The 15,713-nt window shown below is 60.5% G+C and carries 15 protein-coding genes and 1 tRNA gene; 9 read left to right on the top strand and 7 right to left on the bottom strand.

All coding sequences use genetic code 11. From position 1 onward, the window contains the following. Positions 1-65: 65 nt before the first annotated feature. Positions 66-1,409, bottom strand: a complete 1,344-nt coding sequence (gene rfbH, locus BLW03_RS18890) for a lipopolysaccharide biosynthesis protein RfbH (RefSeq protein ID WP_074655528.1) — start codon at positions 1,407-1,409, stop codon at positions 66-68. Positions 1,410-1,524: 115 nt separating this feature from the next. Here rfbH and rfbF point away from each other — a divergent pair, with 115 nt between their 5' ends. The 5 genes from rfbF (at position 1,525) to BLW03_RS20735 (ending at position 4,576) form a co-directional block, all read left to right on the top strand. Then, a complete protein-coding gene (gene rfbF, locus BLW03_RS18885; RefSeq protein WP_074655527.1) occupies positions 1,525-2,295 on the top strand; it encodes a glucose-1-phosphate cytidylyltransferase in 771 nt (256 codons plus the stop codon). Then, positions 2,280-3,383, top strand: coding sequence for a CDP-glucose 4,6-dehydratase (rfbG, locus tag BLW03_RS18880; protein ID WP_074655526.1), 1,104 nt, complete (start codon positions 2,280-2,282; stop codon positions 3,381-3,383). The genes rfbF and rfbG overlap by 16 nt, the downstream gene beginning before the upstream one ends. Positions 3,384-3,420: 37 nt before the next feature. Then, positions 3,421-3,687: a type 1 periplasmic-binding domain-containing protein gene (locus BLW03_RS18875; RefSeq protein ID WP_074655525.1), complete on the top strand. Its 267-nt coding sequence runs from the start codon at positions 3,421-3,423 to the stop codon at positions 3,685-3,687. 85 nt (positions 3,688-3,772) lie between these two features. After that, positions 3,773-3,849 (top strand) — tRNA-Arg (locus BLW03_RS18870). Between the two features lie 583 nt (positions 3,850-4,432). Beyond that, positions 4,433-4,576: a hypothetical protein gene (locus BLW03_RS20735; protein ID WP_170835083.1), complete on the top strand. Its 144-nt coding sequence runs from the start codon at positions 4,433-4,435 to the stop codon at positions 4,574-4,576. A 252-nt stretch (positions 4,577-4,828) separates the two neighbouring features. Here BLW03_RS20735 and BLW03_RS18865 read toward each other — a convergent pair whose 3' ends face one another. Both BLW03_RS18865 and BLW03_RS18860 read right to left on the bottom strand, forming a co-directional pair. Next, positions 4,829-5,683: an NAD(+)/NADH kinase gene (locus BLW03_RS18865; RefSeq protein WP_074655524.1), complete on the bottom strand. Its 855-nt coding sequence runs from the start codon at positions 5,681-5,683 to the stop codon at positions 4,829-4,831. Between the two features lie 19 nt (positions 5,684-5,702). Then, positions 5,703-6,506, bottom strand: a complete 804-nt coding sequence (locus tag BLW03_RS18860; RefSeq protein ID WP_074655523.1) for a TlyA family RNA methyltransferase — start codon at positions 6,504-6,506, stop codon at positions 5,703-5,705. Between the two features lie 142 nt (positions 6,507-6,648). Between BLW03_RS18860 and BLW03_RS18855 the strand changes: the two genes are divergently transcribed. Together BLW03_RS18855 and BLW03_RS18850 are read left to right on the top strand one after the other, a co-directional pair. Then, complete coding sequence (locus BLW03_RS18855) at positions 6,649-7,272, top strand: sigma-70 family RNA polymerase sigma factor (protein ID WP_083350652.1); 624 nt, start codon at positions 6,649-6,651, stop codon at positions 7,270-7,272. Further along, positions 7,269-8,210, top strand: a complete 942-nt coding sequence (locus BLW03_RS18850) for an anti-sigma factor (protein ID WP_074655521.1) — start codon at positions 7,269-7,271, stop codon at positions 8,208-8,210. Before BLW03_RS18855 ends, BLW03_RS18850 begins: the two co-directional genes overlap by 4 nt. 83 nt (positions 8,211-8,293) lie before the next feature. On the opposite strand, the gene BLW03_RS18845 is transcribed toward BLW03_RS18850, so the two are convergent. From BLW03_RS18845 to BLW03_RS18835, 3 genes are all read right to left on the bottom strand, one after another. Then, the gene (locus BLW03_RS18845; RefSeq protein ID WP_139285257.1) at positions 8,294-9,628 is read right to left on the bottom strand and encodes a YncE family protein; all 1,335 of its coding nucleotides are present in this window, start codon (positions 9,626-9,628) and stop codon (positions 8,294-8,296) included. A gap of 171 nt (positions 9,629-9,799) precedes the next feature. Then, the gene (locus BLW03_RS18840) at positions 9,800-10,381 is read right to left on the bottom strand and encodes a YdcF family protein (RefSeq protein WP_244502164.1); all 582 of its coding nucleotides are present in this window, start codon (positions 10,379-10,381) and stop codon (positions 9,800-9,802) included. Positions 10,382-10,504: 123 nt separating this feature from the next. Beyond that, entirely contained in the window at positions 10,505-11,146 is a 642-nt protein-coding gene (locus BLW03_RS18835; RefSeq protein ID WP_074655518.1) for an L-threonylcarbamoyladenylate synthase, read from the bottom strand. Between the two features lie 115 nt (positions 11,147-11,261). Here BLW03_RS18835 and BLW03_RS18830 point away from each other — a divergent pair, with 115 nt between their 5' ends. Continuing rightward, the gene (locus BLW03_RS18830) at positions 11,262-12,047 is read left to right on the top strand and encodes a TrmH family RNA methyltransferase (protein WP_083350651.1); all 786 of its coding nucleotides are present in this window, start codon (positions 11,262-11,264) and stop codon (positions 12,045-12,047) included. After that, positions 12,044-13,393 carry a replication-associated recombination protein A gene (locus tag BLW03_RS18825; RefSeq protein WP_074655517.1) on the top strand — a complete coding sequence of 450 codons (1,350 nt, stop codon included), beginning with the start codon at positions 12,044-12,046 and terminating at the stop codon, positions 13,391-13,393. Before BLW03_RS18830 ends, BLW03_RS18825 begins: the two co-directional genes overlap by 4 nt. Positions 13,394-13,399: 6 nt before the next feature. Here BLW03_RS18825 and BLW03_RS18820 read toward each other — a convergent pair whose 3' ends face one another. Then, the gene (locus BLW03_RS18820) at positions 13,400-15,547 is read right to left on the bottom strand and encodes a protein-disulfide reductase DsbD family protein (protein ID WP_074656160.1); all 2,148 of its coding nucleotides are present in this window, start codon (positions 15,545-15,547) and stop codon (positions 13,400-13,402) included. Positions 15,548-15,713 lie beyond the last annotated feature (166 nt).

Here is a 15,713-nt window from a genome sequence, read left to right as displayed (position 1 = left end):
TATCCGCCCTTCTGTGGTGCAGTTTGTTTATGCAGGCGCTATGTGCCGCAAAACTGGGTTCAGGATCAGTTGGTAGATGCAATCGGCAGCATTTTGCTCTGCTTGCAGAATGTCAGGATCGTCCCTGCGATGTGGTCCAGCATGGGCTCGGTGAGCCCTGGGAAGACACCCACCCAGAAGACATTGCTCATGACAAAGTCTGTGTTCGGCAGCTCGCCCACCACGCGGAATTCTGCATGCTCATAGGCCGGCTGCCGCGTCAGATTGCCCGCGAATACCAGGCGCGTGCCGATCTTCGCCGCTTCGAGCGCCGCTGTCAGCTGGTCGCGCGTGAAGGGAGCATCCTTGCGAACGCCGATAACGAAGCCGAACCAGCTTGGGTCGCAGCCAGGAGTCGCCTCTGGCAGCAGCAGCCATTCCGAGGCAGGCTGCAGCGCTGCCTTTAGATAATCAAAGTTCTTGCGACGCTTGGCAATAAACTCCGGCAGCTTTGCAATCTGCGATACACCCAGGGCGGCCTGCATGTCGGTTGCCTTCAGGTTGTACCCGATGTGGGAGTACGTGTACTTGTGGTCGTAGCCGCACGGCAGCGTGCCCAGTTGCCAGTCGAAGCGCTTGCCGCAGGTGTTGTCGACACCCGGTTCACACCAGCAGTCACGCCCCCAGTCACGGTAGCTGTCGATGAGTACCTGCAGGGCAGGCTTGTCCGTCATGACAGCGCCGCCCTCTCCCATGGTGATGTGGTGCGCGGGATAGAAGCTGACCGTGGAGATGTCTCCCCAGGTACCCGCCATCTTCCCGTTGAACGAAGCGCCAAGTGCATCGCAGCAATCTTCCACAAGCCACAGGTTGTACTTCTTACAGAACGCCGATACGGCTTCCAGGTCGAAGCAATTGCCCAATGTATGCGCAATCATTACGGCACGCGTCTTTTCGGACCGAGCCGCTTCCAGCAGGGTAACGTCCACCTCATAGCTGGGCAGTGCAATGTCAATGAAGACAGGGATGCAGCCGTTCTGAATGATCGGGTTGACCGTCGTCGGGAAACCGGCGGCAACCGTGATGACTTCGTCGCCCGGCCTGATCTGTCTGTCGCCAAGTTTCGGCGAAGTGAGCGCGGAGAAAGCCACCAGATTTGCGGAGGATCCGCTGTTCACCAGGGACGCGGACCGTACGCCAACAAAGCGCGCCAGCTTGCGTTCGAAGTCCTTCGCCCAGCGGCCGGTCGTGAACCACGAGTCGAGCGCGGAATCAACCACGGCGCTGATATCAGCCGCGTCGATTACCTTTCCAGAGACAGGAACATTGCTGGCGTTAGGGACGAAGTCTTTCGGGGGGAAAGCTTCTGCATGGTACGCCTCTACCAAGTCAAGAATCTGCTGACGAAGAGCTTGGGCCTTGTCGGTCATGAATATCCTGTAGCTTACAGTAGACGGCTGTCGGACGCATCCGGGCTGTCTATCGTACTCTTAATATCTGGCAAATTCGGGCGGGGCCTCAAAAGATGCCCCGGGATGAGGAAGCATGAAAGCAGTGATACTTGCCGGCGGGCTGGGTACGCGTTTGAGCGAAGAAACCGGTCTGCGTCCCAAGCCCATGGTGGAGATCGGCGGTCGTCCGATTCTGTGGCACATCATGAAGATCTACTCGCACTATGGCATCAACGAGTTCATCGTGTGCTGTGGCTACAAGGGCTATGTCATCAAGGAATACTTCGCCAATTACTTCCTGCATATGTCCGACGTCACCTTCGACATGAAGAACAATGCCATGACGGTCCATCAGTCCGTTGCGGAGCCATGGAAGGTGACGCTGGTCGACACCGGCGAGAGCACGGGAACGGGCGGCCGGCTGCGCCGCATTCGGCAGTATCTGGGTGACGACGAAGCCTTCTGCATGACCTATGGCGATGGCGTCAGCGATGTGAACATCACCGAACTCATCGAGTTCCATAAGTCCCATGGCAAGGAAGCGACGTTGACGTCCATCCAGCCAAGTGCCCGCTTTGGCGCGCTCGGCCTGAAGGACAATCACGTCTACGCCTTCCAGGAAAAACCCAAGGACGAGGGTGGCTGGATCAATGGCGGATTCTTTGTTTTGTCGCCACGAGTGCTCGATGAAGTAAAGAATGATGAATGGATGTTCGAGCGCGAACCCATGGAAGCCCTGGTCGAAAAGGGCCAGGTCCAGGCGTTCTTCCACCACGGCTTCTGGCAGGCGATGGATGCCCTTCGCGATAAGCATCAACTCGAAGATCTCTGGTCGAAAGGCAAGGCACCGTGGAAGCTCTGGTAACTGGTCCGGACAAAGCTGTTTGGCAGGGTAGGCGTGTCTTCCTGACGGGCCATACCGGCTTCAAAGGCGGATGGCTCGCATTGTGGCTGGCGAAGCTGGGCGCAAATGTGCGCGGTTATGCGTTGGATCCCTACACGACGCCGAACCTGATTGACGTTGCGCGGATAGGCGACGTCATTGAAGACACGCGCGGGGACATCAACGATCTGGAGAAGATCACGGCCAGCATGACCGAGTTCGCTCCGGAGATCGTGATCCACATGGCCGCGCAGCCACTCGTTCGGCTTTCATACGTCGATCCCCTGCTGACCTACCGGACGAACGTCATCGGCACAGCTAACGTGCTCGAAGCCGTGCGCAAGACGCCCAGCGTACGAGCTGTGGTCTCCGTAACGACCGACAAGTGCTACGAGAACAAAGAGTGGGCATGGGGCTATCGCGAGAGCGATCCCCTGGGCGGCTACGACCCCTATTCGTCCTCGAAGGCGTGCGCCGAGATTGTGACGGCGGCCTACCGGCAGTCGTTCTTCAACGTGGCCACGTTTGACCAGCACCGGTGCGGCATCGCAACAGGCCGCGCGGGCAATGTCATTGGCGGCGGCGACTGGTCCGACGATCGCCTGCTGCCCGACCTGGTCCGCGGCTTCCTTCGCGGCGAATCCGTTCGCATTCGCCGGCCGAAGAGCATCCGCCCCTGGCAGCACGTGTTGGAGCCACTTTGGGGCTACATGCGGCTCGCCGAGGAACTGTATAAGGGCAACTCATCTGCAGCTGCCGGGTGGAACTTCGGACCGCAGGACGACGATGCGTGGCCGGTGTCGCGCATCGTGGAGAAGATGGTCGATGTCTGGGGAGATGGAGCCAAGTGGACACTGGATCCTGATCCAGGCGTTCATGAGGCGGGCTACCTGAAGCTCGACGCATCGAAGGCGCGCGCTGACCTCGGCTGGCGACCGTCGCTCCGCATGGACACAACGCTGGAGTGGCTTGTCCGCTGGTATCGCGCGCAAGCTGCAGGCGACGACATGCAGGCACTGACGCTCAAGCAGATTGCCGACTACGAGACGCTGCTCAAGATGAGCGCCTGACACTGTTTCCTACTTCCTGAACTGGTATCCTGCACCCATGACCACCGTTGACGTTCTGTTCCATTTCGCCGCGGCGCCAAGCGAACGCTCTGTGCTGGCCCTCGCGAGCATTCGCGAGGTCTATGGCATTCGCCGCGTCACGCTCGACGAGCGCGCCGGCACTATCGGCATCGAGTACGACGCAACACGCCTGAATGAGCCTGTGGTGCGGCAGCTGCTGCGCCGCGCAGGTATCGAGATCGTCGATCCACCCTCCCTCGAAGAACCGCTGGAGCAGGACGATCCGGCTGCACTTCCCGCATAGTATTTCCACTGTGTGAGAGTTGCGTCATAGCCTCTCTCTTGGTATCTTGAGTAAGCGCGCTTTGACGGTGTTGAAGCGACAGTGTGCACCCGTAGCTCAGCTGGATAGAGCAATTGGCTACGAACCAATAGGCCGGAGGTTCGAATCCTTCCGGGTGCACCATAAAAGATCTACGAAGGGCCACTCAACCGAGTGGCCCTTTCGCTTGCGCGTTCTACGACGACAGACTGCACTCGCGTCATGATGGTGCCTCTAGTAGCCACGCATGATCCCCGTCCCGCGCGACTGCAACGGCAGGGTTGACCATTTCAATGCGTTCGCCAGGCCCTCTCGTTTCATTCGGCAGCTCCCGTGGGCTGCGAGGTGCAGAGCGCATGCACGTTGCGTTCCAAGACGCTGAGTAGTCAGTGACAGCGGCGTCTGCAGAATGATGCGGCGGCTTCCCTTGATGCTCAAAGACGACATTCTGTCGTGACCGCCAGATTGATGGAGAATGCTCACGTTCCTTCGAAGGGGCCTAAGCATCGTGCGGTCCGTTTCGTGAAGAAATACGACTTACAAAGCAAAACTACAAATATTCGCCGCTCAAACCGATTAAGCCTTCGAAAACTATTGCGGGTTCCCTTGAAAATGAAGTCAGTTGCGCGCATCGAGAAAGTATTTGTTCGGGCAGCCGCCGACACGATGTAGGCGAGTGACTACGGCTTTTCTGGGTATGCTTCGGGCACGAAAGGAGCTTGCCCACATGAAGAGTGAAATCACAAAACTGCAGAAGCATTGGACACACCCGGTTGTAACTGTCGTCAAGATGGAAACCGCTCAATATGGCTCCATCTACAGCAGCATTGACCACTTCCTTCCAGGCAGCAGTGCTGGATACGCCAGCTAAATTGCTTGCCTGACTGAAGGCTTTGAGCCGCCGCAACAGGCGGCAATTATCTCTCCTGATCTGTGGGACAACTTCTCGCGACTTTACCGTGGGCTGTGGACGACCAGACTCATATGCCCACGTGGTGACCACGCAGGACTACATAGCATGCGGCATGAGAACGACAATCGACGAAGCCGTAGCGTTCGTATCCTTGATCACAAGTGAAAAAGGCCCTCGCAGGGCCTTTTCTCTTGCATCGCAGCATTCGTTCTAGCGCTCGCCCCACTTCAGCTTGGAACGAAGTACGCTGAACAGACCGTGCTCGCCGAGCCGCACGAGTCGCACGCGGTACTTCGATTGCCGGCACCGAAGCTGATCGTGCAACTTCAATTCGACTGCCTCCTGGCCATCGACCGTCAGGTACGTTTGATCGGCGATGCCTTCCACACAAACGCGCACTTCCGTGTCGCCCGGCACAACGATCGGCCGCAGCGTCAGCAGGTGCGGACAGATGGGTGTGACGATCATGGCGTTCACGCTTCCCATCACGATGGGGCCATTGGCCGCGAGGTTGTAGGCCGTGGAGCCTGTCGGGGTCGAGACGATGATGCCATCGGCGCGAAAGCGCGCGACCAGTTGGCCACCAAGCTCGATGATGTAGTCACCCATGCGCGCGATTGCGCCCTTTGCGATGACGACGTCGTTCAGCGCGTCCCATTCCTTGTAAACTGCGCCATCGCGAACCAGTTCAGCGTGCATCATGCCACGCTGATCCACCTTGCACGAACCTTCGCGCCAGGCGTCGAGCGTCTGATACAGCTCGGACAGAGGAACTTCCGTAAGGAAACCTAACGAACCAAGATTAGCGCTGAGAATCGGCGTATCCGTGCGCGCAAAAGAACGCGCAGCAGAGAGCAGTGTGCCGTCGCCTCCGAGAACGATCACCAGTTCCGGGCACAGCTTGGGCATATCATCCCGGGCAAGTCCCTTTTGGCCCATGTACTCCGCGCTGGTTTCGTCCAGGGCCGGGGTGTAGTTATGGCTTTCAAGCCAATTCACAAGCTCTGGAAGCAGATCGACTAACTCCGGCTTCTGCGGCTTGGAGATGATTGCAACGTGCGGCATAGGCACAAGTGTACTTCTCTCAGCCGCCGAATCGGGCATAGAGCAGAAACTCACGATTGCCTTCCGCGCCGGTGATCGGCGAGTCCGTGACATCGACCGTTACTCCACCCGCCTCAGCAACCGCGCCTCGGACGCGATCAATCGCAATCTCGTACGCAGCCGGATCGCGCACAATGCCTCCCTTGCCCACCCACTCGCGGCCAGCTTCAAACTGCGGTTTCACCAGCGTCACGGCCTCGCCCCGCCACTGCTGTTCTGCAGGAGCAAGGGAACGCACCACAGCCGGCACCACCAGCGTTGCAGATATAAAGGAGACATCCATTGCAAAAAAGCTCGGTGCCACATCAGGGGCCAATGCAGGAGTGGCCGACTGGGCCAGTGCGGAAGACTGCGTGAGGAGCACGCCCGGCTCCAGCAGACGCGCATTTGTGCGCTCCATCAGGCCGACGCGCGCATCATTGCGCATGGACATATGCATCTGCCCGTAACCGGTATCGACCGCCAGCACCGCGGCTGCGCCGGCCTGCAGCATACAGTCTGTAAATCCGCCGGTGGATGCACCAATATCCACGCAGAGCCGACCTCGCAGATCGATATCCCAACGATCCAGTGCGCCGCGCAGCTTCAGGCCACCGCGACTGACGAAGGGCATGCCTTCCCCGAGGATGCGAATGGCAACATCTCCATCCACAGCGGCACCGGCCTTGGTCAGCTTCTGTTCGGCGACAAGAACACGGCCCGCGAGAATCAGCCCTGTCGCGCGCTCCCGCGAGGGCACCATGCCACGCTCCACCATTACTTTGTCCAACCGTTGCTTAGCCATGTACCCCGCCTCTTTCCATCCTCTCAAATGCCCAACATTTCGGAATGCGCGTTACACTCATCGGGAGGTTTGCGAGGCACAAGTCCTGTTTGAAAGATCAGGCCGTGCACTGCGAACACAACGATTCACACTGTCAACAAATATGCCTCCTTCCGACTCCCCATTCGGTGACATCACGCCGCGGCCCAATCCACAGGAGCCGTTTGCGCGTTCTTTCGTTAGAGAGAGCGAGATGGCCCCATCGAGTGATGACGGTCTTCTGCTCCGTGCCATCCAGCGGGGTGACGAGGGCGCAATGGCGACCATCTTCGACCGCTACAGCAGGGTTGTGTACTCGGTCGCGCTCCGTGTCTTGCGTGATCCGGCTGCAGCCGAGGACGTGTTGCAAGACATATTTATGCAGATCTGGCGCAAACCCGAAAGCTTTGTCTCCACCCGAGGATCGCTCGGTGGATGGCTTTCGGTCGTTGCCCGCAATCGCTCCATCGATGCTCTACGCCGTCGCAAGCCGTCTGATTCCGTAGAGGACGTTGTGCTTGCTTCGCCTTTTAACCTCGCTGATGACTCTGAGCGCACCGTGATGATGGAACGCGCACGTGGTGTCATCATCGGGCTGCCCGTGGAACAGCGCAAGGTAATCGAGATGGCCTTCTTTGATGGCCTGACACATTCGGAGATTGCAGAGCTTACCGGTGACCCTCTGGGCACGGTGAAGACGCGGATTCGCACCGCTCTGCTGGTTCTCAGAAAGGCGATGCACGCGTGAGCAACCAGCCGGTTACAGCCGAAGATCTTTATCTCTACGCGATGCAGCTCCTGGAGCCGGAGGAGCAGACACGCCTTGAGAACTTCCTGCTGCAGTCGCCTGAAGCGCGCGCAGAACTTGCCAACGTGCGCGGCGATCTTGCGCTGCTCGCCCTGTCCGCTGAGTCGGTCGCACCCCCAGCGCTGGCTCGCCAGCGCCTGTTGAAGGAAGTGGCGCGAGAGAAGAAGGCTGCGCCTGCTCCCACGCTGATCAACCGCGCCAGCCAGGCGCCAGCCGCGGCAGACGCGCCACACGTCTCGGAATCGTCGACGAGCGTCCTCGATCGGAAACCGCTTCAGGCCGACAGCAGCAAACCCTCCCACGACGCACCTCTGCCGATGCGCTCTTACGCTGAAGACGAAGAGGCGCCGCGACGCAACATCTTTGCCGTGATGATGCCATGGGCAGGGTGGGCCGTGGCCGCTGGTCTGGCTGTCAGCACTTTTGACCTGTATCACCGGTCCCAGGATTTGCAGGACAAGGTCGCCTTCGCAAACGCCAGCGTCGTGCGTGCCACAACGAACTCTGCAAAGGCGCAACAGGTATTGGAAACACTGCGTTCCGGCGCGGCGCAACGCTTCCAATTGACCAAGCAGAACTCGCAGCCGATCCCATCCGCGCGGGTCACCTACCTGGCTGAGAGCGGATCTCTCGTCTTCCAGGGCAGCAACATGGAACAGCTACCGCCCGAGAAGACCTATGAGCTCTGGCTGATCCCCGTAGGAGAGGGTCGTCAGCCCATCCCTGCCGGCACCTTCAAGCCGGACGAACGTGGCTACGCCAGTGTGATCCTGCCGCAACTGCCCAAGGGCGTGCTCGCCAGCACCTTCGGCGTGACTATGGAAGATGATGGTGGTTCGCAGACACCGACGCTACCGATCCTGATGATCGGTTCCTAGCGCGCCCCACAAAGCAACGTCCAGACGCAAAAGGGGGAGCCGTGACGGCTCCCCTTCTTGTGTTCCTTCATCGATTGAATAGCCTACTGAGCGATACGCACCGAGACTCCATACCCCTGCAGCGGAATGGACGTTGAGAGCACATCCGTGTCCGTCCGGATGATGTACAGGCTCTGGGAGTTCTTCGCTGTCACCAGCACCTTGCCCGTCGGATCTCCCGCCACCGCGCCAATCCAGTTCAGGTTCGAAGGGATGGTGAGGTTTCCCTGAGCATCAGCCTGCTTTGGCAAGGTGATGGTCTTGGTAGCCACCATACTGTTCATATCTACCACCGTAACCGTTCCGTCCGTAGCGTTGGCCACATAGGCCTTGCTCAGATCCTGTAGAACGGCGACCTGCACGGGGCCAACTCCAACTGGCACGGTAGCCAGAACCGTGCCAAAGTTGGCGGCGTCCGTGGGGTTGGTCGCATCGCACGCCGTGTTACCGGTCAAGGCGATTTGCGAGCAGAGCGCGACGTTGATGATGCTGAGAGAACCGGGCGTGGTGCCGGTGCCGGCGTTGAGCACGGCAATCTCGTTCACTGCCGGAGCCAGATCAGCCCAAATCGGATTCACGCCCACGTTGACCGTGCGGTCGAGAACATTCCCCTGCACATTGATGACGGTGACCGTTCCATTTCCAGTGCCGTTGCCCTTGTTGACGACGAACGCCCGGCGGCTGTCTGCCGTCATGATGCCGTAGATCGGGCTAATACCGACTGGGATGCTGGCTGAAATGACGTTGTTCGTGCCGTTCTCAATCGCCGTGGCAGTGCCGACGGAAGTTCCTGGAGTGGCACCCTGGCTAAGCGTGTAGACACGCTGCGAGCTCGACAAGCCCACGGTGTAGACCGGGTTCGCTGGTACCGGCAAATCCTGCCGTGCTGTGGGAGGAGCGCCGCCTGTCAGTACGGAGACCTGGCTCAGCCCGGGCTCAGTGATGTAGATTGCACCACTGCCCGATCCAGGATTGACCTGCGTGGGAGCCGCACCTGCCGCGAGCGACGATTGACGAACGGCATTCGTCATCAGCCCGGAAGCGCTCGTGAACGAGTCGACGAGAACGCTGTTGGAGTGCAGGACGTAGGCCTCGCCCAGAGGATCAACCCCCAGGTAGGACGGCAATGGAGCCACCGAGGCATTCGCGATGTTGGTCTCACCGAAAACGTCCACCACCGTGATCAGGCCGTTCTTTCCATTGCCCGGATCAGACAGAGCGGTCGCATAGACCGTGGGCTGACTGGACGGCCCAACCGGATTGATGGCGCTGACCACCGGCCGATAGTTGTTGCCGCAACCGGCAAGAAAAAATACCGCCGCAGCCGAACCCAGGGTGAGGGCTGACGCGCGAGACATCTGACGTGGAACTGAGAACAAAAGCTGCTCCTGCACTGGGAGCACTGGGCCCCACCAAGCATCATTGTAACGGAACGAAGGAGATTGCCGGCACCTTGGAAGATGCTGGCATAGACTTCCCTCTCGGTAGACGGCGCAACGCCGCCTTTGAAGAAAGTACGACCGCTTTTTCTTGAGACTACGCGAAGCGCTTTACAACTCTTCCTTGCCTTCCATCCAGCGCTTAGCCCATCCCGCCTCAACATGCATGCGGAGAAACGTGTAGCTCAACATCTCGTGGGCTACCCGCTGGAAATGACCCCACCCGGACAGGTTACCGAACGGCGCGCGCGGTGATGTCAGAACATTCAGCCCCTGCCGCCGGCAGAGTGCTCGAATCCGGAAGAGGTGCGTCCCGTCACTGACGACGATCACCCGCTTCCATCCGCGCTGCCGCGCGATGTCGGAGAGTATTTCGGCCTGCTGCTCCGTACTGATCGATTCCGTCTCTGCAATGATGCTGTCGTAGGGCACGCCCTGAGCCAGCAGATAATCTCGCCCGACGCCACCCTCCGTCTGCCCGCTACGCCCGTCCGCAGAGCCTCCGAGCGTGATGATCACCGGCGCCATGTCGCGCCGGTAGAGCGACACCACCTTATCCAGCCGTGCGTGGAAGACAGGAGACGGGTGCCCAACATACTGTGCGGCCCCGAAGACGGCAATAGCGTCCGACGGCTGCGCCTGGTCCTCCCTGGCTACGCGGTCGATGCGCAAATACAGACTGGCAAACCACACGCCGGCAACCAGCACAAGAACGACAAAAAGCGTTCGGAACGGATGTCCCTCCCTGCTTCGCCGTTTTCGCGATCTTGCTGCCATAAGGTTTGCGCCCGGTTCTTTCGTTGAACGACTGCCCGTCTACTGAAGTGCCAAAGCGATCTCGTGGGTTGGAATGGCCCCTTCGCGCAGGATCATCCACGAGTTGCCGCCACCGCTAAGGTCCACGATCGTCGTTGGAACGGTCCGCGCCGTTGGTCCACCGTCGACGATCAACGGGATCCGGTCGCCAAGCTGCTCGCGCACGCAGCGAGCGTGCGTGCACTCCGGATGGCCAGCAAGGTTCGCGGAGGTGGCCGTGATGGGCAGTCCGAGCTTTTCCACAACGGCACGCGCGATAGGCGCCTCCGGAACGCGCAAGGCAACATTGCCCGTATGCGCGGTCACACGAAGTGGCAGACGCGATCCAGCCTTGACGATGATCGTCAAAGGGCCGGGCCAGAACTTCTCTGCCAGCCGGTCAAATGCAGTGTCAATATCGCGCGCCAGTTCGTACCCCTGCGACAGGTTGGCGATCAGCAGAGACAAAGGCTTGTGTTTGGCTCGGGTCTTCAATTCGTAGATCTGCTCAACGGCTCGCAGATTCACCGGGTCTACGGCAAGACCGTAGAAGGTGTCAGTCGGCATCGCGACGACCATACCGCTTTCGAGCGAACTGGCGACATACCGCACCAGGTCTGCTTCAGGCTCATCCGGGTTCATCCGCAACATCTCTGCCGACATGCACTCTCCAAGGCCAAACAGTCAAGCGGTTCCCATACCAGCGAAGCAGCGCCCAAAACAGCACGGTAGCACATTGGCAATGCTTCGTTGATCGAAGGAACCACGTAGAATCCGCATGATGCCGGAACGGATTACAAGCAAGACGAATACCCGCGTGCGTGCCCTGCGATCTGCACTGCAGACCAGGCGCGGCGAAACGGTTGGGATCGAGGGCTTTCACCTGGTGCGCGAGGCCGTGGCCAGCGGCCTGCTGCTGACGACCCTCTATGTTCGCGACGACCAGGCGGGCGTACTGGATCAACTGCCTGAGGACGCGGCACGCGAAGTCCTGCTGCTCTCGCGCGAGGCGTTCGACAGCGCCGCGGCGACGGAACAGGCCCAGGGGATCGCCGCTATGCTCGACCGGCCCGCCCAGTCGTATGTGCCACGGACGGGCGATCTCGTATTGCTGGCCGATGGCATCCAGGACCCCGGCAACCTGGGGACGCTGATCCGCTCCGCCGAGGCCTTCGGTGCCTCGGCTGTGGCTCTCGGGGATGGCACGGTCGATCCGTGGAACGGCAAGTGCCTGCGGGCCTCCGCTGGTGCCGCCTTCCGCATGCCGTTGCCTCGCTGGAACAACGATCTCCTGCTCTCTCTGCGGGCCGTAGATGCCAGGCTATTCGCGGCGGTCGCACGCGACGGGGAGTTGGCTCACGTCACCAGCTTCGACGGTACGGCCGTGATCATCGTCGGCAATGAGGCAGCCGGAGTCTCGGGTGCGCTGCTGGAGGTCTGCGACGAACGCGTCACTTTGGCTACCATCGGTCCCACGGAGAGCCTGAACGCCGCCGTCGCGGGTTCCCTGCTCCTCTATGAAGCATCACAGCAGAGACGCTTCAAAGATCGATCGACACGATGAGCCTCTTCGACAACTTCGAATCGCAGCAGACGACCAGACAGCCACAAGATCAGCGCGATGTGCCGCTGCCGGAACGCATGCGGCCCCGCAACCTGGACGAGTTCGCAGGACAGAAGCATCTGATCGGCCCGGGCAAACCTCTGCGCCTGGCCATCGAGCGCGGGGAGCCCGGCTCTATGATCTTCTGGGGCCCACCCGGGACCGGCAAGACGACCCTCGCAAAGATCATCGCGAAGACGACCAGCGCGACGTTCATCGAGTTCAGTGCGGTCACCAGCGGCATCAAGGAGATCAAGCAGGTGATGGTCGACGCGGAGCGCGCGGCCTCCCACGGCTCGCGAACCATCCTGTTTGTCGATGAGATCCATCGCTTCAACAAGGCGCAACAGGATGCCTTCCTGCCCTACGTCGAGCGCGGAGCTCTGCGGCTGATCGGTGCGACGACGGAGAATCCGTCGTTTGAACTGAATGCCGCGTTGCTGTCCCGGTGCCGCGTTTACGTGCTCCAGTCCATCGGTGATGAAGAGATTGTGGCTCTGCTGCGGCGTGCTTTGACCGATAAAGAGCGTGGGATTGAGACGTCTCAAATTGAGGCGGCGGAGGGCGCCCTGGAGAGTATCGCCAGCTTCAGCAACGGCGACGCGCGCTACGCCCTGAACGCACTGGAAACCACGGCGCACCTGCTGATCGGCCGTGGCGACTCCAGGCTCACGCGCGAGGCCGTCGCCGACGCGCTACAGCAGCGCACGCTGCTCTACGACAAAAAGGGCGAGCAGCACTACGACCTGATCAGCGCGCTGCACAAGAGCGTTCGCAACTCCGATGCGGACGCTTCGATCTACTGGCTCCGACGCATGCTGGCCGCGGGCGAAGACCCTATGTACATTGCTCGCCGGGTCGTTCGCATGGCCGTCGAAGACATTGGCCTTGCGGCACCGGAGGCCTTGAACCTGACACTCTCCGCACAGCAGGCGATGCACTTCCTTGGCTCACCGGAGGGCGAGTTAGCACTGGCTCAAGCCGTGGTGTACCTGGCGCTGGCGCCTAAGTCGAATGCAGTTTACGTCGCCTTCAATGACGTCGCTGCAGACGTGAATGCAACCGGTGCGCAGCCGGTCCCGCTGCATCTGCGCAACGCCCCGACCCGGTTGATGAAGGACCTTGGCTACGGCAAGGAATACCAGTATGCGCACGACCTGCCGGGCAAGGTCGCCGCGATGCAATGCCTGCCCGACGAACTCAGGGGCCGTCGTTACTACATCCCGACAGACCAGGGCCGCGAGCGGCAACTGGCGCAGCGTATGGACGAGATCGCCCGCGCGCGCGAAGCCGCTGGCACCGAGTAGGCGGCCTTACTTTTTCAGATCCTTCGCCATTGCATCCAGTACGACGCTCTTACTCAGTACCTCTGGCAGTACATCCGGAGCAGCCTGCGGATTTGCAGGATAAATGATGTACGTCGGTACGCCGCTGCGCCCCACGGCCTGGAGAGCTGCAGTGATCTTCGGGTCGTACTGCGTCCAGTCCGCGCGCATGGGCACGACGTTGGCTGCCTGCAGCTGCTTCTTCACATCACCCGAGTTCAGTACAACGCGCTCATTCACCTGGCAGCTAAGGCACCACGCCGCCGTAAAGTCGACAAAGACTGCCTTGCCACTCGCGCGGGCCTGCCGAACGTCTTCTGCGCTGAAGGTCTTCCAAACAGTGGCGGTTGCGTCCTCATGCGAGGCGGAGAGTGGTACTGCCAAAGCACCGACCGTAATCAGCACGGCGGCGATGGTACTCCAGCGATTCGCAGGCCAGCGGCCGAGCGCCCAGGCGGCAATCGCGATGAGCAGCAGGCACGTCAGCAGCAGGGTCATCCGCAGGATGCCGTCGGAACCGCTGTTTGGTCCGCTGAAGAGGCGCCCGTAGATGTAAACCAACCAGATGACAAAGCCGAAGAGCGGCAGCGCCGTGACCTGCTTCAAAACTTCCATCCATGCACCGGGCTTCGGCAGCAGGCGGACCCATGCTGGCTGCAACGTAAGAGCCAGGTAAGGCGCGGCCAGTCCCAGTGCGAGTGAGGTGAAGACCAGGAAGGTGACGACCGCAGGCTGTGCCAGGGCGAAGCCGATGGCGGCGCCCATGAAGGGGCCAACGCATGGCGTTGCCACGACGGTTGCAAGGACGCCGGTGAAGAACGAGCCGGTGTAGCCGCTCTTGCGGGTCAGCGCATCGCCCGTGCTGGTGAGCGACAGGCCAAGCTCGAACATGCCAGACAGCGACAGTGCGAAGAAGAAGAGGAACGCGGCCAGGACGACGACGAAACCCGGAGACTGTAACTGGAAGCCCCATCCAAACTGTTTGCCGCCGGCACGCAGCGCAAGTAGAGCGGCAACCACGAGCCAGAACGAAGCCACGATGCCAAGCGTGTACGCAACGCCATGGGCACGGACGCGATGCTTCTCTTCCGTGGAAGACTGCAGCAGCGAGAGCGCCTTAAGGAAGAGCACCGGGAAGACGCACGGCATCAGGTTCAGCAGCATGCCACCCACGAAGGCCAGCGCTATGGCGCTGATTGCAGTGAGCTTCGTCGCGCCACCATCTGTCGTGCTCGTCGATCCGCCTGCAATGACGGCAGGCGCACCTGCCACGATGGGAAGGTTGATCTCGTAAGTTTCTTCGGGCGAGAACTTGAGCAGTCCATGCAGGGTCGCAGGCATTGTCTTCGCCGCGGGTGACTTCTGCATCTGGATCTGAGCGCCGTCCTCCAGGCCAAAAGCCGGGACGTCCGCCGCATCCGCGATGACATCCTGATCCATCGGGTAGAACTCAGGATCGGTCTCGTGGGTACCGGTGACGGCGGTCAGGTAGATGCGGTCGCCGACGCTGTTCGCTGTGAGCTTGAATGCCGGGGGGATCGGCTTCGGCATGGACTTTAGTGCAGCGCCTAGTTCGCCGACACTTTCGCCGTCGTGACTTACCTGGGTGCCAGCCGGTACCAGCTTCAAATCAAGCCCGAGATCGGCCTTGCCGGGGACGCAGACCTGTTTGCATACGAGCCAGTCGAGCTTCGCCGCCAGATGAACATTCCCCTTCGCGTCGGGCTTTAACTTCGGAGCGGCCTCGACGGTAACGGGATAGGCGACGGAATCTTCGTAGCCATAGTCGACCGTCGTATCCAGGGGAAGACGGTCCGGCGCAGGGAACTGGAGCTCGCCCGTGGTGACGCCAGTGGGAAGCGTCCACTTTACGCGGGGCGGGTAGCCGGCGAAACCGGCATTGCGCCAGTAAACGTGCCAGCCAGTCTCCATGGAGAAGACGAAGGCGACAGTCTGCTTCCCGCCAGCGGCGATCTGGGGGCCGGCAGAGATCATCTCCACGGTCAGGTGCTGCGCTTTCACCGGGCCGGGCCCGCCATCGCCTACCGTGATGCCAATCTGGCCGGAGAGCAGGCTGGGCGACAGGAATGCCAGCAACAGTGCCGGCAGAAGACGAAAGGCGCGTGGAAATCTCATCGTTGTCATTGTAGGGTGCTGTTGCTTTTCTCGACGGTTGCTTTCATTCGACGCGGAACCTACCCATCGGTTACGCCCGAGCGGCCAAAGTCGGATTTCCGGAAGGACTGATATGGCATCGCTGAAGCTGTGACCTTACAATTCGCACCTGCCCTGCTCATTTCAG

The sequence above is a fragment of the Terriglobus roseus genome (assembly GCF_900105625.1).
GTDB classification, from domain to species: Bacteria; Acidobacteriota; Terriglobia; order Terriglobales; family Acidobacteriaceae; genus Terriglobus; species Terriglobus roseus_B.
This window is presented reverse-complemented; position numbering and strand designations above follow the sequence as displayed.

Excerpts from the sequence above, each read along its gene's own strand:
- rfbH (WP_074655528.1), bottom strand. The coding sequence starts at position 1,409 with ATGACCGACAAGGCCCAAGCTCTTCGTCAGCAGATTCTTGACTTGGTA.
- BLW03_RS18855 (WP_083350652.1), top strand. The coding sequence starts at position 6,649 with ATGCCTCCTTCCGACTCCCCATTCGGTGACATCACGCCGCGGCCCAAT.
- BLW03_RS18875 (WP_074655525.1), top strand. The coding sequence starts at position 3,421 with ATGACCACCGTTGACGTTCTGTTCCATTTCGCCGCGGCGCCAAGCGAA.
- rfbF (WP_074655527.1), top strand. The coding sequence starts at position 1,525 with ATGAAAGCAGTGATACTTGCCGGCGGGCTGGGTACGCGTTTGAGCGAA.
- BLW03_RS18835 (WP_074655518.1), bottom strand. The coding sequence starts at position 11,146 with ATGTCGGCAGAGATGTTGCGGATGAACCCGGATGAGCCTGAAGCAGAC.
- BLW03_RS18820 (WP_074656160.1), bottom strand. The coding sequence starts at position 15,547 with ATGAGATTTCCACGCGCCTTTCGTCTTCTGCCGGCACTGTTGCTGGCA.
- BLW03_RS18830 (WP_083350651.1), top strand. The coding sequence starts at position 11,262 with ATGATGCCGGAACGGATTACAAGCAAGACGAATACCCGCGTGCGTGCC.
- BLW03_RS18825 (WP_074655517.1), top strand. The coding sequence starts at position 12,044 with ATGAGCCTCTTCGACAACTTCGAATCGCAGCAGACGACCAGACAGCCA.
- BLW03_RS18860 (WP_074655523.1), bottom strand. The coding sequence starts at position 6,506 with ATGGCTAAGCAACGGTTGGACAAAGTAATGGTGGAGCGTGGCATGGTG.
- BLW03_RS20735 (WP_170835083.1), top strand. The coding sequence starts at position 4,433 with ATGAAGAGTGAAATCACAAAACTGCAGAAGCATTGGACACACCCGGTT.
- BLW03_RS18865 (WP_074655524.1), bottom strand. The coding sequence starts at position 5,683 with ATGCCGCACGTTGCAATCATCTCCAAGCCGCAGAAGCCGGAGTTAGTC.